The organism is Pseudonocardia yunnanensis (assembly GCF_039534065.1).
Classification (GTDB): Bacteria; Actinomycetota; Actinomycetes; order Mycobacteriales; family Pseudonocardiaceae; genus Pseudonocardia; species Pseudonocardia yunnanensis.
Genome location: NZ_BAAAUS010000028.1, coordinates 76,427 through 98,759, shown reverse-complemented (window position 1 = coordinate 98,759; position 22,333 = coordinate 76,427). Strand labels below are relative to the sequence as shown.

At 67.3% G+C, this 22,333-nt stretch carries 21 protein-coding genes; 5 read left to right on the top strand and 16 right to left on the bottom strand.

The features are described from left to right. Positions 1-1,119: 1,119 nt before the first annotated feature. Positions 1,120-1,749: a TetR/AcrR family transcriptional regulator gene (locus ABD743_RS27040; protein ID WP_344725116.1), complete on the bottom strand. Its 630-nt coding sequence runs from the start codon at positions 1,747-1,749 to the stop codon at positions 1,120-1,122. Between the two features lie 713 nt (positions 1,750-2,462). On the opposite strand from ABD743_RS27040, the gene ABD743_RS27035 reads away from it, so the two are divergent. Continuing rightward, positions 2,463-2,603, top strand: coding sequence for a hypothetical protein (locus ABD743_RS27035; RefSeq protein WP_344725114.1), 141 nt, complete (start codon positions 2,463-2,465; stop codon positions 2,601-2,603). A gap of 125 nt (positions 2,604-2,728) precedes the next feature. Then, complete coding sequence (locus ABD743_RS27030; protein WP_344725112.1) at positions 2,729-3,301, top strand: DUF308 domain-containing protein; 573 nt, start codon at positions 2,729-2,731, stop codon at positions 3,299-3,301. Between the two features lie 176 nt (positions 3,302-3,477). On the opposite strand, the gene ABD743_RS27025 is transcribed toward ABD743_RS27030, so the two are convergent. The 10 genes from ABD743_RS27025 to ABD743_RS26980 form a co-directional block, all read right to left on the bottom strand. Continuing rightward, positions 3,478-4,389 carry a DUF1028 domain-containing protein gene (locus ABD743_RS27025; protein ID WP_344725110.1) on the bottom strand — a complete coding sequence of 304 codons (912 nt, stop codon included), beginning with the start codon at positions 4,387-4,389 and terminating at the stop codon, positions 3,478-3,480. Next, complete coding sequence (locus tag ABD743_RS27020; RefSeq protein WP_344725108.1) at positions 4,386-4,931, bottom strand: alpha/beta fold hydrolase; 546 nt, start codon at positions 4,929-4,931, stop codon at positions 4,386-4,388. The genes ABD743_RS27025 and ABD743_RS27020 overlap by 4 nt, the downstream gene beginning before the upstream one ends. Positions 4,932-5,475: 544 nt before the next feature. Next, entirely contained in the window at positions 5,476-7,230 is a 1,755-nt protein-coding gene (locus ABD743_RS27015) for an FAD-dependent oxidoreductase (RefSeq protein WP_344725106.1), read from the bottom strand. A 228-nt stretch (positions 7,231-7,458) separates the two neighbouring features. Continuing rightward, positions 7,459-8,208, bottom strand: a complete 750-nt coding sequence (locus tag ABD743_RS27010; RefSeq protein WP_344725104.1) for a carbonic anhydrase family protein — start codon at positions 8,206-8,208, stop codon at positions 7,459-7,461. A gap of 204 nt (positions 8,209-8,412) precedes the next feature. Next, positions 8,413-9,993 (bottom strand): GMC family oxidoreductase, encoded by a 1,581-nt coding sequence (locus ABD743_RS27005; RefSeq protein WP_344725102.1) that lies wholly within the window; start codon positions 9,991-9,993, stop codon positions 8,413-8,415. A 348-nt stretch (positions 9,994-10,341) separates the two neighbouring features. Continuing rightward, entirely contained in the window at positions 10,342-11,082 is a 741-nt protein-coding gene (locus ABD743_RS27000; protein WP_344725100.1) for a class I SAM-dependent methyltransferase, read from the bottom strand. Positions 11,083-11,123: 41 nt separating this feature from the next. Continuing rightward, complete coding sequence (locus tag ABD743_RS26995; protein ID WP_344725098.1) at positions 11,124-11,312, bottom strand: ferredoxin; 189 nt, start codon at positions 11,310-11,312, stop codon at positions 11,124-11,126. A 17-nt stretch (positions 11,313-11,329) separates the two neighbouring features. Then, the gene (locus ABD743_RS26990) at positions 11,330-12,514 is read right to left on the bottom strand and encodes a cytochrome P450 (protein WP_344725096.1); all 1,185 of its coding nucleotides are present in this window, start codon (positions 12,512-12,514) and stop codon (positions 11,330-11,332) included. A gap of 150 nt (positions 12,515-12,664) precedes the next feature. Next, complete coding sequence (locus tag ABD743_RS26985) at positions 12,665-13,591, bottom strand: LysR family transcriptional regulator (protein ID WP_344725094.1); 927 nt, start codon at positions 13,589-13,591, stop codon at positions 12,665-12,667. A gap of 82 nt (positions 13,592-13,673) precedes the next feature. Continuing rightward, entirely contained in the window at positions 13,674-14,459 is a 786-nt protein-coding gene (locus tag ABD743_RS26980; RefSeq protein WP_344725092.1) for an IclR family transcriptional regulator domain-containing protein, read from the bottom strand. A 255-nt stretch (positions 14,460-14,714) separates the two neighbouring features. Here ABD743_RS26980 and ABD743_RS26975 point away from each other — a divergent pair, with 255 nt between their 5' ends. Further along, positions 14,715-15,506 (top strand): dioxygenase family protein, encoded by a 792-nt coding sequence (locus ABD743_RS26975; protein ID WP_344725090.1) that lies wholly within the window; start codon positions 14,715-14,717, stop codon positions 15,504-15,506. 56 nt (positions 15,507-15,562) lie between these two features. On the opposite strand, the gene ABD743_RS26970 is transcribed toward ABD743_RS26975, so the two are convergent. The 5 genes from ABD743_RS26970 to ABD743_RS26950 all read right to left on the bottom strand — a co-directional run bounded on the left by ABD743_RS26970 (position 15,563) and on the right by ABD743_RS26950 (position 19,615). Next, entirely contained in the window at positions 15,563-16,009 is a 447-nt protein-coding gene (locus ABD743_RS26970) for an SDR family oxidoreductase (RefSeq protein WP_344725088.1), read from the bottom strand. Positions 16,010-16,039: 30 nt separating this feature from the next. Next, complete coding sequence (locus tag ABD743_RS26965; protein ID WP_344725086.1) at positions 16,040-16,870, bottom strand: oxidoreductase; 831 nt, start codon at positions 16,868-16,870, stop codon at positions 16,040-16,042. Between the two features lie 783 nt (positions 16,871-17,653). Then, positions 17,654-18,109 carry a hypothetical protein gene (locus ABD743_RS26960; RefSeq protein WP_344725084.1) on the bottom strand — a complete coding sequence of 152 codons (456 nt, stop codon included), beginning with the start codon at positions 18,107-18,109 and terminating at the stop codon, positions 17,654-17,656. 282 nt (positions 18,110-18,391) lie between these two features. Then, positions 18,392-18,808 carry a VOC family protein gene (locus ABD743_RS26955; protein WP_344725082.1) on the bottom strand — a complete coding sequence of 139 codons (417 nt, stop codon included), beginning with the start codon at positions 18,806-18,808 and terminating at the stop codon, positions 18,392-18,394. A 108-nt stretch (positions 18,809-18,916) separates the two neighbouring features. Further along, positions 18,917-19,615, bottom strand: a complete 699-nt coding sequence (locus ABD743_RS26950; RefSeq protein WP_344725080.1) for a winged helix-turn-helix transcriptional regulator — start codon at positions 19,613-19,615, stop codon at positions 18,917-18,919. A 79-nt stretch (positions 19,616-19,694) separates the two neighbouring features. Here ABD743_RS26950 and ABD743_RS26945 point away from each other — a divergent pair, with 79 nt between their 5' ends. Then, complete coding sequence (locus tag ABD743_RS26945; protein ID WP_344725078.1) at positions 19,695-21,077, top strand: MFS transporter; 1,383 nt, start codon at positions 19,695-19,697, stop codon at positions 21,075-21,077. A 340-nt stretch (positions 21,078-21,417) separates the two neighbouring features. Beyond that, entirely contained in the window at positions 21,418-22,308 is an 891-nt protein-coding gene (locus ABD743_RS26940) for a haloalkane dehalogenase (protein WP_344725077.1), read from the top strand. Positions 22,309-22,333: the final 25 nt, after the last annotated feature.

Below are 22,333 nucleotides of genomic sequence, written 5' to 3'. Positions count from 1 at the left end.
TGGCTACCGTGGCCGCGGCCACGACCACGGCGGCTACGGCCGCAACAGGCGGTACTGACCGAGCGGCCGTGGTGGCCCCGCCCGCCCAGGGGCGAGGCCACCCGGCCTCGGGCATTGAGACGATGAACTCACGACCCCGAACACGGCGGCCGACACGTTGGCGACACGCATCCCGCGGCCGATCTACTAGTGATAATCCGCCGAAGGCACTATCGATACAGCTGGGCGCAGGCTGCACCGCTTCTTGCTGAGAAGATAAGCCGTGCAGGGCTGACTTCGCGACCATGACCAACGTCCGGCCTGTCACGGTCCGCTCCTTTTCGACTAACAGCGCCGGCCGAGAAGTCGATCGCCGTGGCAGCGGCGTTACGCCCCGAGCTCTTGTTGATACGCCCCGCCTATGGACATCGTGGCGTCGGTGCCATAGCGGCCGCTCGCCCGATTCGCCGGGAAGCGACAACGATGGCAAACGGCGGGGATATGGAACTTCCTCTTGAGGGCGCCTTCGTAGACCTCGTAGAAAGCCACCTAGCCGGGCGTAGCGAGGATGACAAGGAGGTCGGGCCCTCCGACATCAGTTCCTCCAGTGTCGGACGGCTCGGTGACCTTGCCGCCCGAGAGGCGGTCGCTGCGCAGCGCGGGGTACCGCACGCCGATGATGATCGGCGTATGTGGCCACCTTGACATCCACGCGGCTCGGCTGGGCCCCGCTGCAGGGTGGGAAGGGTGGATGCCCCAGACGCGCTCCCCGACCTTCTCAAGCGCTCCGACCCGGTGGCAGTGGCAGTGTCGATGTCTTACTGGAGGGCGACGCCGCGGGCGACGAGCAGGCCCGGTCGAGCTCGGGGCGGCGGGAGCTCGCCCGATACCCTGTCGACGAAGACCGGTCGCAGTCGGCCGCGGTGAGACCGTCGTGCTGGGCTTCGGGGTGCTGGTCGCGGACTGAGACTCGTGCGTCCCCAATCCTCGCGGGCGCTGGTGTATCGCGAACCCCCGACAGCACGACGTGGCGCGGGCACCGGTTGCGTGACGCCAAGCGACCTACAGGAACGAGGCGCGGCCGGGGTGTCTCGGGAATGATCCTTTGTGGTCGCGATGTGCTGCTTCGTGGACCGGTGCTCAGTGGAGGACGGTGAGCAGGCCCTCGACGCCGCGGTGGAACGCGGCGCCGACGCTGTCGGCACCGTCGAGATGGGCCCCGGACATGGCGCCATCGCGCATCATGACGAAGTGCCGTGCGGCGTGCTCTGGTTTGGGGCGCCGCGGTGAGGTCCCGAAGACCTGCGCGAAGAGCTCGGTGAGCGTGGTCACGTACCAGGCTCGGTGATCGAGGACTACCTGGCGCACCGGGTCGTTGGGGTCGGGGTACTCGGCGGCGGCCTTGAGGAAAGCACACCCGCGGAACTCCGGTCTGGCCAGGTCGTCGGCGACGGCGGTGCCGATCGAGCGCAGCGCGTCGGCCGGCGAGGGCGCGGCTTCGATGGTGGCCTTCGCGGCGGCGCGGATACCGGCGTCGACGCCGCGCAGGTAAGCGAGTACGAGCTCTTCCTTAGAGGGGAAGTGCCGGTAGAACGTCGCTCGCGTGGCCGGGGCCACGGCGAGGATCCGCTCGACTCCGACCGCACGGATCCCCTCGCGATAGAAGAGTGCGCTGGCCGTGGACAACAGCCGTTCTCGGGCCTCGGACCGCCCGTGTCCCCGCGGGCTGCCGTTCGGGCTGTCGGGCGCGGGGCGTGTCGGTGTCGCCATGAACTGACAGTAACAGAAAGAACATTCTGTCTTGTGGCTGCCGACGGCGTCTGCCAAACTCGGCGCTGCAAGAGAGAACGGTCTTTCTACATGGAGGCACCATGCCGAGCCGAGACGCGACCAGCCGGCGGCAGGGCGACCTGCTGCACGGTAAGGGCGCCGTCAACGTGGAACGCCGGTGCGTTCGACGAGCCGTTTCCCGACCCGAGCCGCGGGGCCCGACGGTCAAACCAGCCCGGAGGAGCTACTGGCCGCGGCACACTCGTCGTGTCTGGCGATGAACCTCTCGGGCGTTCTTGGGCCGGCCACGCGCAGGGGCTCCGAGATCGGCGGGATCGCGATCGCGCCGATCTCGACGGAGTCGACGCGACCAGGTCCCGAGAACCGGCCACCGTTGCCGAGCAGACCTCCGATCTCCGAATCCCCGGCCGAGTACCACGGTCATCACCCTCGACGCCGACCTGACCTCGTGAGCGCCGACCATCCGCACCACGCGCCGAGGGTCCTGGAGGCCCGCGAGTCGAGGAGCAGCGCGTGCGACTCACGTCGAACATGACCGATGTTCGGGACACCCTCGAGGTGACCAGCAGTACGGTGGCGCGCCGAGGGCTCGGGGCAATGCAGTTGGCGGTCCCCACATCTGGGAACCGCCCTAGACCGGATCGACCCCCGCGCAGGTCGCGCCGGCCTGGTTGTTGGCCCGCTCGCCAGTGATGTGCCCGATCCCCAACACGTCTTCGCTTGCACATCTCGACCAGAACACCTCGGCCGCCGCGCTGCGGTTGACCGACCAGTGGGTCGCCACGCTCACTGCGGCAGCCAACAAACAGACCCTCACCGCTGGCTGTGACTAGCGCACACCGCACAGAAGCTTCCAGCCACCCACGATCGCCGGGAAGTCGACCCGACGACGAGTCCGGTTGCCCGCACCACCCCAGCAGACATCAGATTCCAAAGTCCTTTTTGGAAAGGAACTGTAATGACCACGACTACTTCCCCGGTCGCTGCGACCGTCGCGCCGACGCTTCGTCGGCTCTACTTCGTTCGTTTCGGGTTCGCCCTGATCTGGGCTGTCGTGCTTTTCTTGACCGCGTCGAGCATCGGGCCGGTGAGCGCGACCCTGCTCGTGATCTACCCTCTGTTCGACGTGGGCGCCGCCATCGTCGACGCCCGTTCTTCCCGAGCGATCCGGTCCGCCCTGGGCCTCTACGTCAACATCGTGATCAGTGTGCTCGCCGCCGTCGGACTGGTCTTCGCGGTCACCTCCGGCATTCCGGCGGTGCTGCAGGTGTGGGGGGTCTGGGCCGTCTTAGCCGGGCTCGTCCAGCTCGTCGTGGCTCTGCGGCGACGCAACCTCGGAGGCCAGTGGGCGATGATCGCCAGCGGCGCCATCTCCACGCTCGCCGGGGTGTCGTTCCTCCTGCAGGCCTCGGTCCCTCACGCCTCGCTGAGCAACCTGGCCAGCTACGCCCTGCTCGGCGGCATCTTCTTCCTCGTCTCTGCGCTGCGCCTCGGACGGAACGCCAGCCGGAACACCGGTGGGAGCAACTGACATCACCGACCACACCTGCAGCGCGACACCACCAAGGGTTGCCGTGGTAACCGGGAATTTTGGGCGGATGTGGCCTGACCAGCGGTCAGGTGGTCGATCGGTGCATCGGCGGGTGTCCACCGCAGCGCGGGCCGCGGCTCGCCGCGCGACCGTGTCCGCCAGCGGGTCGGAGCGCGTCAGACATACTCCTCGACGTCGTCCAGGAATCCCAGCGGGGCGATCCCGGCCAAGAAGCCCCGCAGCCGCGGGCGGGCGGAGAACAGGTCGTCGAACAGGGCACCGGCGGCCTCCCGGTCGCCGCTGCGGGCGAGCAGGAGCGCACGCCAGAAGTCCGCCTCCCGGTTGCCGGCACCGAGTAGCTCCGCCGCCTCGGCCAGCCCGGTGAGCTTCTCCGCGAGCAGCTCCGGAGGCACCCGGCGGTAGGGCCCGATCATCAGGTCCGGCGCGAAGATCACGCCGCCGATCAGGTCGAAGGCCCGTTGCCGGGGCAGCAGGCGGGCAAGCTCGCCGATCGGATCCGGGTGGTCGTCGACCCTGATGTCGACGACGGTCTCGGCCCAGGGGGTATCGGACCGTTCGCCGGACACCACCTTCAGCACCGCCGACTGCGATCCCCGCACGTCGCCGCCCGCATCCTCGGCCGCGGCCAGCGCCGCGAGCAGGCGGTCCGCGAGATCGCCACCGGTGCTCTCGTAGGCCTCGAGCATGGCCGGCCACACACGCTCGGAAGCGAGCATGTTGCCCTGCACGGCCACGCCGTCGCCGACCAAGCCGCCCGCCGCGGGCGCACAGCTCTCCCCGGTGAACGACGCCGCCGTGCCACAGGCATCGACGACCCCGAGCTGCCGGTAGCCGCGCAGCTCGTCGGCCGCGGTCACCGTGTCGACGACCTCCTGCGCCGAGAGCCCGCGAGCCAGTGCCTCGAGCGAGGCCGTCCCGTAACCGACGTTGATGAACGCCTGCGTGGCGGCGGCCCCGACACCGGGGACGACCCAGCCGACGAGCCGCCCCACGCCGAAGAAGTGCGACTGGGAGCCGACGCCGAGCTGCCCCGTCCCCGGGTCGCGGGCGACGATCGAGTACGTCACCGGCCAGCCCCCGCCTCGACACCGGCGATGTGCTCGTCGATCAGCCCCCCGACCCGGACCGGCACCTCCAGCATCGGCAGGTGCCCGACTCCGTCAAGCAGCACCGGCGAGGTGCCGGTCGCGGCGGCGATCTCCTCGGTCATCGCGGGCGGGCAGGTGGGGTCTTCCGTTCCCGTCGCGGCGAGCACCGGGACCGCAACCTTCCCGACCAGGTGTCTGATGTCCGCACCGAACGCGCCGTACGGGATCGCGGCGACGACGGACTCGGGCCGGTTTCCCGCCGCCGACCGCATCCCGTCGAGGACCCGCTGCTCGGCCCGGTAGGACGTGCCGACGACGTCGGGCACCAAAGTGCCCGGATCAGCTCGATCGCCTCGCGTGCCCTCGCGGGCCTCAGCGTGGCCGGTTACCGGCCAAGCTCGGAGGCCGCTGAAGAGCACCGTTTCCTGCACCGGGCCCGACGCCGTGAACTGCACGAACGCCGCTCGCCGCGCCGAGGTCAAGATCTCTGTGAATGGCGACGGGGATTTGTCAGCACGCATGATCTCGACGCTACGCCACGTAAAGCGGGCTAACCAAGATCGGAATTTGCGGTGGAGCTATCGAGAACGACCCCAGGCTTACGCTGACACCCCTGGCCCGAACGATTCGGAACGTGTTCGAGAAGAATCTGTTGTTCCGGAAAGTTGCGTACGGACTCGAACCAGGCGGATCACACGCCGCGTGAGCGCCTGCGCCCTGGAAGTTTTCGATCGCTGCCAAGCGATTCTCTCACGATCGGTTTCGCCATCGCCGCGCGGTTTGAGAGATTTCCCGGCGCCATCACGTGGCACTCCACTGGTATCAGCGGTGTCGACGCGCGGCGCCTGCGCCGCCAAGCCGGGATGCGACTACTGATCGGCCGCAATCGCGCATGCAGAACCCAAAGGAAAGGTCGGTGCGCTCCTAACCCCCGCCACCGGGCTCCCCTGCGTCGGACGCTGTTCCGCAGCCAGCTGCGCCGCCCAACAGCGGAAGCTCCCCTGACCCACGGCCAGGTCCGCCGGGTCCATCCCTCGGGGACCCGGCGGACGTGGCCGTGGTCAGTCAGCCGCGGAGTTGCGTCATCGCTTCGAGCAGGGCGTCGGGTGCGCCTTCGTCGTAGGCCTGCCTTCGCCAGGCGACGATGTGGTCGGGCCGAACGAGCAGTGCGCCCGACTCCGTGGTCTCCCGGACGGCGGCGAACTCGCCGAACGGATCTTCGGTGGCTTGTCCCGGCCCGATGATCTCGATCGCGATCGAGACGCCGGTCTTCGCGGCGACGTCCTCGACGACCTGGCGCCAGCACAGACCGTTGTTGCCTGTGAGGAGCGTGAAGGTGCCGTGGCCGACGAGGTCGTGGGTCGAAACGGTCTGGCGGCCACGGGCGAGCCACGCGTGCGGCAGCGGAGCGCCGGGGCGGGTGCTGGACTGGTAGTAGAGCTCGGGATCGCGCTGCCACTCCGGTTCCGGTGTCCCATCCGGGACGACGGCGGTCGAGGTGTAACGCTGGTTCATCTCGACGCCGTGGGTGTTGTAGACGTAGTGCGTCGAGTTGATCGCCGCGCGCAGCGCGCCGCGTTGCTGTTCGGACGCCGCGTCGGTGTCCCGCAATGCCGCTATGTTGGTGCTCATCTGATCCGGGTCGGACGTGCTGAGCAGTCCGAGCGCGGCGAGGATCGGCGGGAAGTCGCCGAGGCTCTTGTTGGCGCGGGTCACGGTCTGCTTCGCGACCGGCGCCCGTTCGGCGTCGTAGCTGTCGAGCAGGGACGGGTCGGCCTGACCGCGCAACACGTAGGCGAGTTTCCAGGCCAGGTTGTAGGCATCGCCGATGGAGACGTTGGATCCGAGCCCATTGGTCGGCGGGTGGCGGTGGACGGCGTCGCCCAGGCAAAACACCCGCCGGTCGGACAGCTGGGTCGCGTAGGCGTCGTTGACCGTCCAGGCCGAGGTGGCCTCGATCGTGACGTCGAGATCGGGCACGCCGACGAGCATCCGCACGATGCCGGCGGCTTCCTCGTCGGACAGCGCCGGCGGGCCGTCAGCGACGTCGTAGTTCCAGATCGCCAGCCACTTGTGCCACGGCCGCACCATCCGGACGAGGCCGATGCCGAGGCCGCCGCGGTCCGAACCGGGCGCGATGACCCAGTACAGGACGCTGGGCCGGTGCGCGACCCAGGGCGACAGGTCGGCCCCGAAGACGATGTTGAGCGCCCCGCAGACCCCCATCTGTCCTTCGATCGGGAGGCCGAGGTCGGCGAGCACCTTCGAGTTCGCGCCGTCGGCGCCGATGAGATAGCGCGCGCGAATGTCGTACTGCACGCCGGTCAGCCGGTCCGCGACCGTGACGGTGACCCCGTCGTCGTCCTGGACGTGGCCGACGTACTCGGTGTCGAAGCGCACCCGGGCACCGCGCCGGGCGGCAGCGTCGACCAGGATCGGCTCGAGAAGGTTCTGCGGCAGGTCACACATGCGGGTCGGCGAAGCCAGGTCGTGGTCGGCGCGTCGATAGGGCTCGGTGCCCCAGGTCCGCACCCGGCCCAGTTCGGTCCCCGCCACCGCGGTGCAGTAGGTGTTCTGCCCCATCAGTTCGCGAGGACTGGCGAGCGCGACTGCCTGGTCTTCGAGTCCGAGGTCCCGCAGCACTTCCATCGTTCGCTGGTTGGTGATGTGCGACCGTGGGGTGCGCGATGTCCAGCCGTACTTGCTCACCGTGATGGTGGAGACGCCATACGTGGCGAGCAGCGCTGATGCGGCCGCCCCCGCCGGCCCGGTGCCGACGACGACGACATCTGCATTCACAGCAGGGATGGGTGCAGCCATTTCGATCTTCCGTTCGTTGGATACTCAACAGTCAACAGCGCACGGAGACGCCGGTCCAATACCCGATCCCGATGCGAAACCGGGAACCACGAGGTATGCCCCTCAGCCGCGATTGCTGCCGGTGAACACGATCGTGGCGGCGCACAGCAGCGGAACAGCGCTGCGCGTCAGCTGACCGATAACCGCCCGCGCGCGTTGATCGAATAGATCGCGGGTCCCCGTGCCGGGTTACCGCTGTCTGCGGTAGCGCACGGTTCGGTTGTTCAGCGGTTGCAGCTTGCGTGCGTTGCCCTTGGGAAACAGTTTCTCGAAGCCGTCGACGACTGCGTCGGTGACGGCGCGGTGCTGGCGCAGGATGAGCCACGAGACGCCCTCCGTGTAAGGCGCGGTGGTGAGTGAACCGTCGTAGCGGAATGTGGAGAGATCGTCCGGCAGCGATTTCTTCAGGTTGACGGCGATCTCCCGCACTTTGCCGCACTCCTGGGGAAGCGTGTGCAGTACCGCGTCCTGGGGGGTGCCGCCGCGCCCGCCGTGGGTGAGGAACAGCGCGACGACAAGCGTCTGGCCCTGTGGCCCGCGGTGCACGTAATGCTGCTCGAGGGAGTAGTGATGGTCGTCCAGTACGTGCTCGGAACGGGTGTGGAAATGGAACTGCAGTAGCTCGTAGCGCATCCCGCCGATGAGTACGGCGGCGGAGCCCGCCGGGGCATCTGCCTCGATGGTTTCCTCGGGACCGCGGATGCTGCAGCCGGCGGGCTCGTTCGCGTCGTGTCGGATGTAGTGGACACCCACGTCGACGTGGTCGGGGTAGTCGATGACGAGTTCGGGGAGCTCGGGATCGTCCACAGCGGATCGGGACCGGATGGCGATCGGGCTCTGGTGGGGCGCGGTGGCCATCGCCGATGCGGACGTCGTCACCATCGCCGCTGCGGCGACGACGGGCACGCCGATCAGGAACAACCGTCGGGAGTGGGTCACGTTGTTCCTCCAGCTTTTCGACGCTCGCCCGGGGTCGTCGCCGAGCGGTGCCCATCCGATTCGCGACCCGGATGACGGTGACGGCGTGCTTCGTGAGCAGGGTGCGGGCGGTCTGTGCCTACAGTCGCGTCAGGTATCGCAGCATGGGTACGTCCACGAGCTCGGTGAACCGCCGATCTTCGGAGACTCCCGCCTAGGTGGAGTTCAGGCTTGCTGGATGAGGTCGGCGGCCTTTTCGGCGATCATGATCGTGGGCGCGTTGGTATTGCCGTGTGGTGAGGACGGCATAGTGGAGGCGTCGATGACGCGCAGCCCGTCGACGCCGCGGACCCGCAGCGTCGGGTCGACGACGGCGTGATCGTGCGTACCCATGGCGCAGGTGCCGGTCGGGTGATAAATGGTCTGGGTCCACCGACGGATGTGTGAGGTGAGTTCCGTGTCGGTGGGCTCGGCCGACTCGAGCAGGTAGGGCTTGGCCAAAAAGCGGGCGAGAGGGTCGAGACGGCTGATTTCCAGGAGGATTCTGGCGCCGGCCAGCAGGTCGTAGAAGTCGGCTCGTTCATCGTAGAAACCTAGATCGATGGAGGGTTTGCTGGCCGGGTCGGCGCCGGCAAGGGTGATTCGGCCTCGGCTGCGCGGCGCGACCAGCGAGACGACAGCGCTGAAGGCCGGCAGGGGCACTGGTTGTTGAGCGTTGTCGTTGTATCCGGTGGCCACGGTGTACAGCTGGATGTTGGGCGGGCCCTCGGCATCGGCGGTGGACAGGAATCCCCCGGTGTCAGCGAAGTTGGAGGCCAGCGGCCCGCGGCGATCGTGTGCGTAGCGTCGGCTCGCTTCTTCCGTGGCGGCCAGCTCGCCCAGGTCGGTGGTGCCGGTCGTGGCCCAGGACAATGCGACCGCCGGATGGTCCTGCAGGTTCTCCCCCACACCGGGCAGGTCGACCAGCACGTCGATGTCGTGCTTGCGCAGGTGTGAGGCCGGCCCGATACCGGAGAGCATGAGCAGGTGGGGCGAGCCGATGGCCCCGGCGCATACCAGCACCTCGCGCTCGGCCAGTGCGGCATCTACGAGTTGGCGGTCCTGGTAGGCCACGCCCCGTGCCCGACCGTTCTCGACCAGGATTCGGGTGGTCAATGTTTCGGTGCGGACCGTGAGGTTCGGGCGCGTCATCGCTGGGCGCAGGTAGGCGTCGGCGGTCGAGCATCGTCGGCCATCGCGGCAGGTGAGCTGGTAATGCCCGACCCCGTGCTGGTCGCCGGAGTTGAAGTCGTCGTTGTGCGGGAGGCCCCACGCGGTGGCCGAGTCGAGCCAGGTGCGCTGCAGCGGGTGTGGCTCGACCGCGTCCTCGACGCGCAGCGGTCCGCCTTGGCCGTGGATCGGGCCGCCGAGCCGTGCGTTGTCCTCCGCACGCCGGAAGTAGGGCAGCACGTCGTGGTAGCCCCAGCCGTCGGCGCCGAAGGCGTCCCGCCAGTGGTCGTAGTCCGCCGCCGCGCATCGCGTGTAGATCATCGCGTTGATCGAGGAGCAGCCGCCGAGTACCCGCCCTCTCGGCATGTACTGCGACCGGCCGGTCGATGCCAACGGTAGGGTTGTGTAGTTCCAGTCCAGCTCGGACTTGGCTAGCGAGAAAAACCCGGCGGGCGTGTGTATCCTCGGGTCCTCGTCGGTGAGTCCGGCTTCCAGTAGCAACACACGTACTTCGGGGTCTTCGGTCAGCCGAGTGGCCAGGACACAGCCCGCGCTGCCAGCCCCCACGATGATGTAGTCGAACGATTCCGCTGTCATAGAGTCCTTCGCCGTCGCACGAGCCCGGCAGCCCATCTAAAGCGGGCACCGGCCATCTGGGGTCAACCACGCCGAGGCCAGCTCGAGATGCTGCCGGACGTACGACACAATGTGTCGATGAAGTCGTTGGAATGGTCGCTACCAATCAGCACTGCGTCGATTATTCGTAGGTCCTCACGGTCCAATGACGGGCCTCCTTGTCGGACGAGACAATATTCGCGGCGGCTCGGCGAAGGCGGCAGTCTGATCCGGCGATGCGTTGTGGTAGCCCTGTTTCCCTGAGAATTGGGCTCCGCTCGACGCGGCCCACACCCGGTCGACATGTCGAACTCGACGCCAGGCCGTACCTCAGCGGGCCTGCCAGGGAGGCTTCCGCGCCTCGATGAGAAAGCGCTTGGAGTACGTTACGAATGGACCCTCCATTTCAATTTTGTTGTGCAACTCGAACAGTTTGTCCCGGTACTTCTCCACGGAGAGGTCCGGTACATGCCAGATCACCTTGCGCAGGAACACGATCACCGCGGCGACGTCGAAGAACTCGACCCGTTGCGTGTCGGTGCGCAGATCGACGACGTCCAGGCCGGCCGCGGATGCGGCTTCAACGACCCGATCCGGGCGCCGCGCATCCGGGACGGGCCGCGGGCCGACCATGAACTCGCGCAGTTCGCGCTTCTCCCCGGCGCCGATCTGCTGGGAGAGGTATGTGCCGCCGGGCGACAGCACCCGTGCTACCTCGTGCCATCGGACTGTTACCGGATGACGGCTGACGATCAGATCAAATGAAGCGTCGCCGAACGGCAGGTCCGCGTCCTCGTCGACAACCACCACCTCGCCGCCGATCGGCGCGAGCCGTCGCCGAGCAAGGGCGACGTTCGGTGGCCAGCCCTCGGTCGCCTCCAGCACCGGCGGTGGTTTCGAGATTCCGGCCAGCACCTCACCGCCGCCGGTCTGCAGGTCGAGCGCCCGACTGGCCGCGGACATCCTTTCATCTATTAGCGTGGCGTATCCCCAGGGCGGCCGCTGCTCAGTGCCCCGATCCCGGAACCAGGAGAAATCCCAACCCTCGACCGGTACGGAGAAGCCTTCCATGACGAGATCATCGAAATTTCCAGCGGACCGTTTTCCCATGATCAAAAACCACGCTCAATTGATGTGAGCGAATACATCGGCACCTGGTCAGGCACCGTGATGTCGCCGACCGAGACTCTGTCGCCCAGCAGGACGACGATTCCGTCCGTATCCTGCGAGAGCACGTTCGATGCGGCCCGCGCGCACTGACCGGCAGGCACACACTTTGATTGGCCGAGTTGAATCTTCACGAATCTTCTGCCTCTTTCTACCAGGTGACCGGAAGCCGGTGAACGCCATAGACGAACAAGTCCGACTTGAACGGGATCTGATCACGCGGTATCGCGATGTCGAGAGTGGGGATGCGCCGGAAGAGAGTCGAGAAGACGATCCGCAGCTCGGCCCGCGCCAGCATCTGACCGAGACACTGGTGGATGCCGTATCCGAACGAGAGGTGGTGCCGGAACTGGCGGTGGATGTCCAGCTCGTCCGGGTCACCGGGAAAGGCGTCCGGGTCGCGATCGCCCAGGTTGCCCGGGAGAATGACCCCGTCACCCTCAAGAATGAGCTGACCGCCGATCTCGACGTCCGCGAGGGCCACCCGCCGGCGACCGTAGTGGGTCACGTGGTTGTAGCGGAGCAGTTCCTCGATGGCGTTCGCGATCAGCTTCTGGTCCTCGCCGGACCGGATCTGATCAAGCTGATCGGGGTGGTCGAGCAGCGCGATCGTGCTCATGGTGATCATGTTGGCGGTCGTCTCGTGCCCGGCCGGGATCAGCACCATCCCGGCACCGATCGCCTCGGCCCTGGATATCTCGCCGGCCGTCCAGTACGCGGCCAGGCGGCTGAGCATGTCGTCCTTGGGATCGTCGCGCTTGGTGTCCAGCAATCCCCCGACGTACTCGACCAGCTCGCCCGTGGCTTCAGCCAGCTCCTGGGCCGGGAGTTCAGGAGAGACGATCTTCTCGGTGATGTCCTGGAACATCTGATGGTCCTCGTACGGCACGCCGAGGAGGTCGGTGATGACCAGGGTCGGCAGCGCCAGCGCCAGCGAGGCGACGAAATCGGCCGGCTTGGGCCCGCTGAGCATATCGTCGATCAGGTTGTCGACGTGCCGCTGAATTGCCGGAAGCAGCGCCGTGATGCGCTTGATCGTGAAATCCCGAGCGTACATCCGCCGGAGCACGTCGTGCCGCGGGTTGTCGAGGGTGATGATGGTGCGAGAGAGCTCGGCCTGACTCTTCTTGATCCCTTCGACTGCCACCGGAAAATTAGGCAGGGTCTGATCCGAGCTGAGCCGAGGGTCGCTGAGCAGCGTCCGCTGATCCTCGTATCGCGTGACGATCCAGGCCGGGGTCCCACCATTGGAGATGACCCGCACGATCGGTCCGGCGTCGCGCAGCCGGTAAAGCAGCGGCGGCGGGTCGAAAGGATGGTGCGGATCCCGGTTCATCGTTATTGTCCGCATCTCCTGCGACGGCCCCATGTCGGCTCACTTTCTCGACGTTTTACCCGACCCATCAGACCGCGGCCAAGCCGAGTGTATTTCCGAGCTAACCGCCGGCCAAGGATTGGCGTCCACCATATTGGTATCGCCGCGCAATCACTTGGGTATGGCGATTCGCGCCCTTTCCTTTGCTTCGGTCCAGTTGTCGAGATAGTTCAGGAACGACCGGGCCACGGGTGCGACCTCGCCCGCGCGGTGCAGGCAGCTGAGGTCCTGCCACCGGGCGTCCCCGAGCAGCGCGAAGCTCACACCCGGCAGGCCGATGCAGGTGGCCGAACGCGGGACGATCGCACACAACCCGCTCGCGGCCACGTAGGACAGGGCGGTGACGGCATCCTCGGCCTCACAGGCGACCCTGACGACGAAACCGGCGTCGTTGCAGATCTGACTGATCTCATCGGCGAAGCTGGGCCGCGGCGCCGAGGGGAAGAGCACGATCTCCTCGTCGCGCAGGTCGGCCACCCGGACCTCGCCGCGCCGAAGGAGGGGATGCGAGTCGGGCAGCGCCACGAAGACCGGCTCGGTGCAGACGCGGCGGACGGTGAGTCCTGGTTCATCCCGGTAGAACCTGCTGAACCCGATGTGCATCCGGCCATCGGCGATTGCCTCGGCTTGGACGTTCTTCGGCGCCAGCTCCAGGCGCAACGCCACTTCGGGATGCCGGCCGAGGAAGCCGCGAAGTAGCCGGGGCACCGCGTCGAAGATCGTCGTACCGAAGTATCCGATCGCGAGCTCGCCGACGTGGCCCCGATCCGCCAGCCGTGTCCGTTCGACGGCGTGATCGGAGAGCCGGACGATCCGGTAGGCGCGATCCAGGAGCACCGCGCCGGGCTCGGTGAGCTGCATCCCCCCGCTGTGCCGGGCGAACAGGCGCACGCCCAGGTCGTGCTCCAGGCGGTTGATGCGCCGGGTCAGCGGTGGCTGGGTCATGTGCAACCGGGAGGCGGCCCGCCCCATGTGCAGCTCCTCAGCGACGGCGATGAAGCACTCGAGCTGGCGGATGTCGAGCAAGCTGGTGGCCACGGACGCTCCGATCTCTCAGCACTGCCGGTTCCCGGGACACGAGCAACGACAGCGGCCCGCGCCACCAGGATCGCCTGCGGGCTCACTGTTGCGGCGGGGTCCGGTGGCGGCCCGGGCTGCCCTCGGGACTGCCCCCGAGGTCAGCCGTGATCGCCGCAGCGGTCTCCCGGAGACACGGCAGGAACTCCTCCGACAACTGATCGATCGACACCCGGCCGGCGTGGCACGAACAGCCGATCGCTGCCACCACCAGCCCTGCGGCGTCCCGGACGGGTGCCCCGATGGCCCGCACGTTCGTCTCGAACTCCTGGTCGATCATCGCCCATCCCTGCGACCGCACCTTCGCCAGCGCTGCGCGCAACTGCACCTCGCTGGTGCAGGTGCGACTGTTGAACCGCAGAAGCTCGGCCTGCCGGAAGTAGCGGTCGAGAGCTTCATCGCTGATGTTGGCGAGCAGGACCCGGCCGTGGGCACTGACGTAGGCGGGCAGGCGGGCGCCGACCGAGAGCCTGTAGTTCATGATCCGGTGGGTCGGAACCCTGACCACGAACACGACGTCGGTCTCGTCGAGCATCGACAGGGACGACGATTCCCCGATGCTCGCGGATAACCTCTCGAGGTGGCGCTCGGCGACCTCGTGGATCGACCGGGACGCGAGAAAGCCGTATCCCAGGGTGAGCACGCGCGAAGTCAGCTGGTAGGTCGAACCGTCGCTGGAGATGTAACCGAGCGCTTCCAGGGTCAGGAGGAGACGCCGGGCCGCCGGGCGGGAGAAACCGGTGGCCTCGGCCGCCTCGCGCAGCGTCAGCCGGGCGTGCTCGGCGTCGAAGGCGAGGAGCATCGCGAGCCCGCGTTCGAGCGACTGCACAAAGCTTCGATCATCACGGGAGATAGGCATGGGACCCCTTGACACGTCCCCGACGGGCGGAGACACTTGCGCCGCGCCGTTCGCATAGCGAACCCAACTGTACGCTAAGCGTACAGCCATAGGGCGGTCACAGCAACGGCCGGCCGCCAACGAGGCGCTGATCCCCCCGACCGGTGAGTTGCCCGGGTGGCGTTCGACGGGGCCGCACCCCGACCCTGGTGAAGGGGAACACGGAGATCCGCGATAGGAGTTGCAATGGCTGATCAACGCACGGTGGAACTGTTCGACGAGTTCATGGATCTCGTCCGGGGTTTCGTCGCCAAGCACGATCTCGGATATCCCGAGTACGAGGCCGTCAGGAAGTACCTGATCTCGATCGGCGAAGCCGGCGAGTGGCCGCTGTGGATGGACGCCTTCCTCGAATCCACCGTCAACACCACCAGCTACGGGGTCGGCGCATGGACACCCAGCGCCATCACCGGCCCGTACTACAAGGAAAATGCGCCGCTTTTGACCGAAAAGCCGTACGAGTTGCCGATGCGGCCGGACGAGCCCGGTGAGCCCCTGCTCTTCCGCGGCAAGGTCACCGGACCTGACGGTGCGCCGGTCGGCCGAGCGCTGATCGACGTGTGGCACTCCACCAACGACGGCGTGTACACCTTCTTCGACCCCGCCCTGCCGGACGAATACCTGCTCCGCGGCCGGTTCTACAGCGACGACGACGGATCCTTCGAGTTCCGTTCGATCCTTCCGGTTCCTTACCAGATCCCGAGCAACGGACCCACCGGCTACCTGATGGAAACCGTTCTGGGCCGCCATTCCTGGCGGCCGGCGCACCTGCACTGGACCATCACCGCCAGCGGGTTCACACCGCTGACCACCCAGCTCTACTTCGAGGGCGACCCTTACCTCGACAACGACTCGTGCTCGGCGGTGAAGAACGATCTGGTGATCAGCCCGACCAGCGGCGAGCACGATGGCACGCCGGTCACGCTGGCCGGGTTCGATTTCGTCCTGCAGCCGGTCGCCGAACGGGTGACGGCCTGAACGACCGGACTGACGGACACTCCGGTCCGTCCCAGCAGTCGGTAGTTCATGCCCGTTCAGAGCTCGTGGCCGGCCGGGCGTAAGAGGACCTCGTGGATGGCGAGGCGCCGCGGCCGGCCGACGGCGAAGGCGATGACCTCGGCGATGTCTTCTGCCGTGACCTCGACCTGGCTGTAGAGCGCCTCGGTTCCCTGCTTGGTCTCGGCATGGGTGGTGTGGGTCGGCAGCTCGGTGGCCACGGCGCCGGGCTCGTTCAGGGTCACCCGGACATCCGGGAGCAGCTCGCGCCGCAGCGACTCGGACCAGCCGTTCAAGCCCGACTTGGTGGCTGCGTACACACCGTTGCCCGGCCGCGCGATGCGCCTCGCGACCGAGGAGATACTCACGATGTCGCCGCCACCCGCGAGGAGCGCGACGCGGTAGCCGTCGGCGGCCAGGGCGGTCACCGCACCGATCCCCGACGAAGCACCGGTGATGACGGCGACCTGCTGTGTGCTACTCATGTCGTGCGAATCCGTTCGTGTGGTGGATCGTCAGAAGTCGGTGCTCGTGCTCACGTGCGCCCACGCCTCGACCTCGGCGCGCAGGCTGTCGGTCACGGACCGGAACCCGGTCAGAGCGTCCGAGCCGAGGACGAGAAGCTCGGGTGCCTTCCCGGAGGCGACCACATCGACCAGGGCGACAGCGGCGCGCGCCGGATCGCCCGGCTGCGTCCCGTGCACGGTGTCGTTCTCCTTCCGGCGCTTGCCAGCGGTCTCCGCGTAGTCCCCAATCGCCTCGGCAGCCTGGGTCAGCGAACGACCGGCGAAGTCCGTGCGGAAGCCGCCGGGTTCGACAGCCATGGCGGTGATGCCGAGCGGCTGGACCTCCTTGCGCAGCGCACTGGTCATCGCCTCCATGGCCGCCTTGGTCGCCGAGTAGTAGCCGGATCCGGGCGGGCATGCACGCGCCCCGATCGAGGAGATGTTCACGATCGTCCCGGAGCGCTGGGCGCGCATGCCCGGCAGGACGGCATTGATCATGGCGATCGCGCCGAAGAGATTGGTGTCGAACAGCCGCCGGACGTCGGCCTCGTCGCCTTCCTCGACCGCAGCCCGGTAGCCGTACCCGGCGTTGTTCACCAGCACGTCGATCCGGCCGAAACGCTCCTCCGCCCGCTGGACTGCGTCGGCAACCTGCGCGGGATCGGTCACGTCGAGCGCCAGGCCCAGCGCGGTGTCGGGGTGGGCGTCGACCAGGTCCTGCACCGCAGAGTCCTTCCGCGCCGTCACCACCGTGGAGTGTCCGGCGTCGAGCACTGCTTCGGCGAGCGCACGTCCCAATCCCGTCGAGCATCCTGTGATCAGCCAGGTCGCCATCGTCATCACGCTCCTCGTCACGTCGTAGCTGAGGCGGGACGGCGTCGTCCATGCCGTTCAGTCAACGCGCTTGCAGCAAGGTCTGGGAGGTCCTGTCAAGGGCCGATCTGCCGACGAGACCTGCGTCATGTCATCGCGCGAGCTCCCGCCGTGACGGCGAGCACGTCCACGTCAGCGGGCACGTGACCCCCCGCGAGCGCGGGACAGCGTGGATCGTCGCACGTCAAAGTGGGGTGCAGCGTGCCGCTGCCTACCCATCTCCTAGATCGTGCGGGCATTAGGTCTGATCCACGGTCTTGCCGAATTCGTCTACAGGGATCAGGGCGCCGCTTCCGGCGGCGCGGGCCGGCCCCGCTCGGTCGCTCGCTCCTGCCTCCGGCCCGCTCGCGGCCGGCGGAGCAAGCTACCCGGCCACCCCAGAGGCGAACGATCATTACCACCGTGGCGGATGCGCGGAGCACGACCTCGGCGAGGAGTGCACCTGACCAGAGGCTCAGCAAGATCGGCAGACTCACCGCCGCTACGGCGAGGAGCACCAGCGCGCACGCGATCTCGACCTGCGAGCGTCACTCCATGCGGCGAGCTCGTCCGCCGGCGCGATCTCACGAGATCGAGTGCGACTCGATGACAAGGGCTCCGCCCGGACCCGACTCCGCTCGGAGATCAGGGGAGGTGTGATCTCCTCGCAGCGCGCCTAGACGAGAACCAGGTCGAGGGATGAACCCGCGCCGCGAGGCGATCACCTCAGACGATTGCGGGTGAACAACAGCGCAATTTGGCTCGATTGCGCTAGTCCAGACCCCGCGCGTACCTGATCGCCTTGAGAGCGGCGTCAAGGTCGATGTCGAGACTTGGATTCGCGGCCTGCACTTCTCCGAGTTCCCACATGGCGTCATCGATCGTTCCCCGACGTGACAATGCCACAAGTTCTTGATGAACGTAGTCGCTGACCGGAACGCCTGTGGCGGCTGCGCGAATGCAGAAGGTGTCCCAAACGTCGTTCGGCAGGTTATAGGTGTTGCTCAGAACGGTTGCGTCGTAGTCGATCTCAGGCTGTGGGAGCCGCCGGCTACCGTTCTCAGCGGCGAGTTCCACCACGTTGTCGATGGGTGCCCGCTCGCTCGCCAACGTGATCAGTTCGTGCCGTACGTGATCACTGACTGAGGAAGCGCCTGCCCGACGAGCGCGTCGGTGAAGGAACTCAGCGGTCGCAGGGGGTAGATCCTCAATGAGGACAGATGCCATTTCGCGATGGTACGACGCCGGCGGTACCGGGCCTCGCGTCGTGCGATGAGCGGCGTCCTACCCGAGGCAACCAGCTCTCGCGCACGCCACGGCCCATGCACGGACGCAGCAAGATAGACAGGTGCGAGTCCACAGCTCAAGGTCGTGTTGACAGTGCACTGTGAAGTCGCTCCCTCAGCCACAAATCGTCCACGCCGTGGCTAGAGTCGGTGCTCATGTCGTGCTCCAAAGTGTCCTGCGGCACCCACACCCCAGGCCGGCCATCGCGTGGGTGACGGAGGCTCAGCCCGGGAGATCCTCTGGGCGCTTTGCGGCGCGCTTGCCGTGCAGCAGGCCGGTGGACTGGCCGACCTCGATGAGGTATCCGTCCGGGTCCCGCATGTAGCAGCGGATCTCGGCGTCGCGGTCGATCGGCGGTGTAACGAACTCTGCGCCTTTCGCCTTCCATTCCTCATGGCAGGCCTGGATGTCAGCGACCCGCAAGTTCAGGAAAATCGAGGTGGTGTCGCCGGCCGGGTAGTCGACCACCGAGATGCCTGGCTTGTCCGGGGTGGGCGGCCCGCCGGGGTTCATGATGATCCACGAATTGGACAGCTTGACGATGCACGGGTTTTCGTCGAGGACCACGGTGCCGCCCAGGACGCGTGAGTAGAAGTCCCGGGACCGCGCGACGTTGCGGACGGTGATGAACAATGTCACCAGAATGCCCTCGACAGGGGCAGGGAGGTTGCCGAAGTCGATGTTGGGCGCTGGTTGTGTCATGGTTGCTCCACTTCGCCGGCCTTGGGCCAAGCGTAAGTGGCTGGTCTAAGCGCCGACGGGTTTGCCTGATGGGATATCGGCGGTGCCGCCGCGGGGGCTTGACAACCCGGTTGAACGGGCTCTCGCCCCGCCGTTGGCCAGCGCCGCCTGCTTCACGGTGAAGTCGTACGTCAAGCCACCACCCGAGTCGTCCTCCGCGGGGGTAGGCAATGGCGCAAGCAGACGATGCGGAGCCCGCAGCGCTCGAGTTACCTCGTCATCCCCGACCGTGGGGTCATACCCCGGACCAGGCCGCATCTCCAGCTCGCCCGGCCCAGGCCGCGCGCCGCACGCCGGACAGAGGCCGTCCGGCCTGATTTGCGCATCGGTCGGGTCCGCGGACTGGGCGGGACAGCTCACATGCCGAAACAACCGGCGTCGACCCTGCTCATTGCCCCGATACTGCTCGCCCCATTGCATGAGTGCATAGATCGAAGGCCAGAGCGCGAGTGCCTGCTCGGTCGGTAGATACTCCTCTCGCCCGGGCCGGTACAGGCGCCGCTGCAGTAGGCCCTCATCGACCAGCGTGGCCAAGCGAGTGGCCAGGACGCCACGCGGAATGTCCAGGCGCTGGCGTAGATCGGAGAAGCGGCGCACGCCGAACAGGCAGTCCCGCAGGACCAGCAGCGTCCAACGTTCCCCCACCACCTCGAGTGTGCGGGCCAGTGAACAGTCCTGCCCCTGGTAGTCCCTTCCCAGCGCCATGGCAGCCACCTTACACAAGTTCGGTCTGATGATTGAACCTAGTCGTGCTACGGTCCGGTCATCAGACCGAAGGGATGCCATGACCGGATCGACCAGAGCGATCAACGCGCCGGTTCACGACCGGCAGCAGACCCGAACCCTGCTGGTCGTGGCGTTCGGGACCACGTTGGCGCTGGTCTCCTTCACGCTGCCGCTGAGCGTGCTCGGCTCGGTCGGCGCCGCGCTGCATGCCGGGTCGGACGGCCAAACCTGGATGCTCTCGGCGATGAGTCTCGGCCTGGCCGCCGGGCTGCTTGCATGCGGCGGGTTGGGAGATGACTTCGGCCGGCGGCGGGTGTTTCTCGGCGGCACGGTGGTATTCGCCGTCACTTCGCTAGCCGGTGCCGCGAGCACCGATGCGTTGGAGTACGCGTTGGCTCGAGTGGGGCAGGGTCTCGGCGCGGCAGCCGTGATCGCGTGCGGGTTGGGCTTGATTGGACATGCGTTTTCCGAGCCGGCGGCGCGGGCTCGGGCCAGTGGGGTCTGGGGGGCCAGCGTGGGCGGCGGCATCGCGGTCGGACCGTGGGGCGCGGCACTGTTCGCCGGGCACTGGAGGCTGCCGTACGTGCTGGTGGGAGGGTTTGCCGTGGCATTGGTGCTGCTCGGAAGGGTGTTGCTCACCGAGTCGCGGGCCGCGCAGCCGCACCCGGTCGACGTACCAGGGGTGGTGCTGCTCGGTGGCGGACTGGCCGCTCTGCTGGCCGGGCTGGTCAGCGGGCGTACCGGGTGGATGCACCCGGCGACGGTGTTGCTACTGGCCGCCGGGGTACTCGGCCTGGCCGGCTTTGTCACGGTCGAGCTTCGAGCCGCGGCGCCGCTGTTGGATCCGCGGCTGCTGCGCCGCCCCGACTTCACCGCTGTCACCGCCGCCGGGATTGCGACCGGCAGCGGGATCATCTCCACCGCGTCGTTTCTGCCGACGATCGTCGAGCGTGGCCTCGGAGACGGGGTGGCGCTCGCCTCGCTGGTTCTGCTGGTCTGGTCGGGAGTGAGCGTGCCGGTGGCGCTGCTGGCACGCCGGCTACGGGTGGATGGTGATGTTCAGCTGATGATCGGGCTCCTCGTGGTGGCCGCTGGTCAACTGGCGCTGTACGGGGCGGGCTCGTTCGCGCGACTGTTGCCCGGGCTGGTGATCGCCGGTGTGGGCAGCGGAGTGCTCAACGCGACCCTCGGGCGACAGGCGGTGGCGAGCGTGCCGGCCGGCCGGGCGGGCATGGGCAGCGGTGCCAACAACACCGCTCGGTACGCCGGCAGCGGGATCGGCGTCACGGTGATCGCGGTGGTGGCGACCCGACCGGGCGTCGAGGGACTGCTCGCGGGATGGAACCAGGCGCTCCTGGTCAGCGCGGCATTCTCGGTGCTCGGCGCCTTGACTGTGCTGGGGTGTCTGCAATGGCGTAAGCACCTGACAGTCTCGGCCTAGTACCGAGGTGCGGGCCTGGCTGATCATCGACGAGCCACGCCGGGGCGCACGAATGAGCGCTTTCGACGACAAACCCACCACCTTCTCGCCCAGAGACACGAGCGCCTGGTCCGCATCGGACCCCGTGCGTCACCGGCCACGTCGGAATTGTCGGTGCTGCGCCGCGACATCTATGTCGATGGCACCGATGCTGAAGCCGAGCGAGTGGTCAAACGTTCGCGAATCGCCTACGACCACTGAATAATCAAGCATCAATCATCCAGGTTTCTGCGGGCGTGATCCGAATTGCGGTCTTTCAACTGAGTGAGCGTTGCCAACACAAGAATGCGGGGAGCACGAGATGACAGAGAACTGGAAGCAACGCAAGTCCTACGCCGAGGTCTTGGGTCGGCGCATAGCCCTTATCGACGAAGGCGACGGCGCGCCCATCGTCTTCCTGCACGGAAACCCGACCTCGTCGTACCTGTGGCGCAGCGTCCTGCCCGCCCTGCAGGGCAAGGGACGCCTCATCGCTCCCGACCTGATCGGCATGGGTGACTCCGAGAAACTCGGCCCGGAGGACCCGAGTCGCTACACCTTCGCCCAGCACAGCGCGTTCCTCGATGCACTGCTGGAGAAGCTCGGCGTGACCAAGAATGTGACGCTGGTGCTCCACGACTGGGGCGGCGCGCTCGGTTTCCACTGGGCCCGCCGCCACCCGTCGGCGGTGCGGGGAATCGCCTACATGGAGGCGATCGCCGCGACATACAAGTCATGGGCAGAATGGCCCGCAGTCGCGCGTGAGGCGTTCCAAGCTTTCCGCTCGGAGCAGGGCGAAGAACTGGTCCTGCAGAACAACGCCTTCGTGGAAGGCGTGCTTTTCGGGATGGGCACGCTGCGTGAGCTCACTGAGGAGGAGAAGGCGGAGTACCGCCGCCCCTACCTCCAGCCAGGCGATGACCGCCAAGTCACCCTGTCCTGGCCTCGGCAGCTGCCCATCGTGGGCGAGCCGGCGGACGTGGTCGGCATCGTCGAGGAGTTCGGCCGGTGGCTCACTACGACGCGTGGGGTTCCCAAGCTGTTCGTCAACGCCGAGCCGGGAGCGATCCTGGGCGAGGGCATCCAGCGGGACTTCTGCCGGACCTGGCCGGATCAGACCGAGATCACCGTACCCGGCGTGCACTACATCCAAGAAGACTCCGGAAACGAAATCGGTAAGGCCATCGCCGATTGGCTGCCCCCACTCGCGTAACCGCGAGACGGTTGCGGACGGCCTC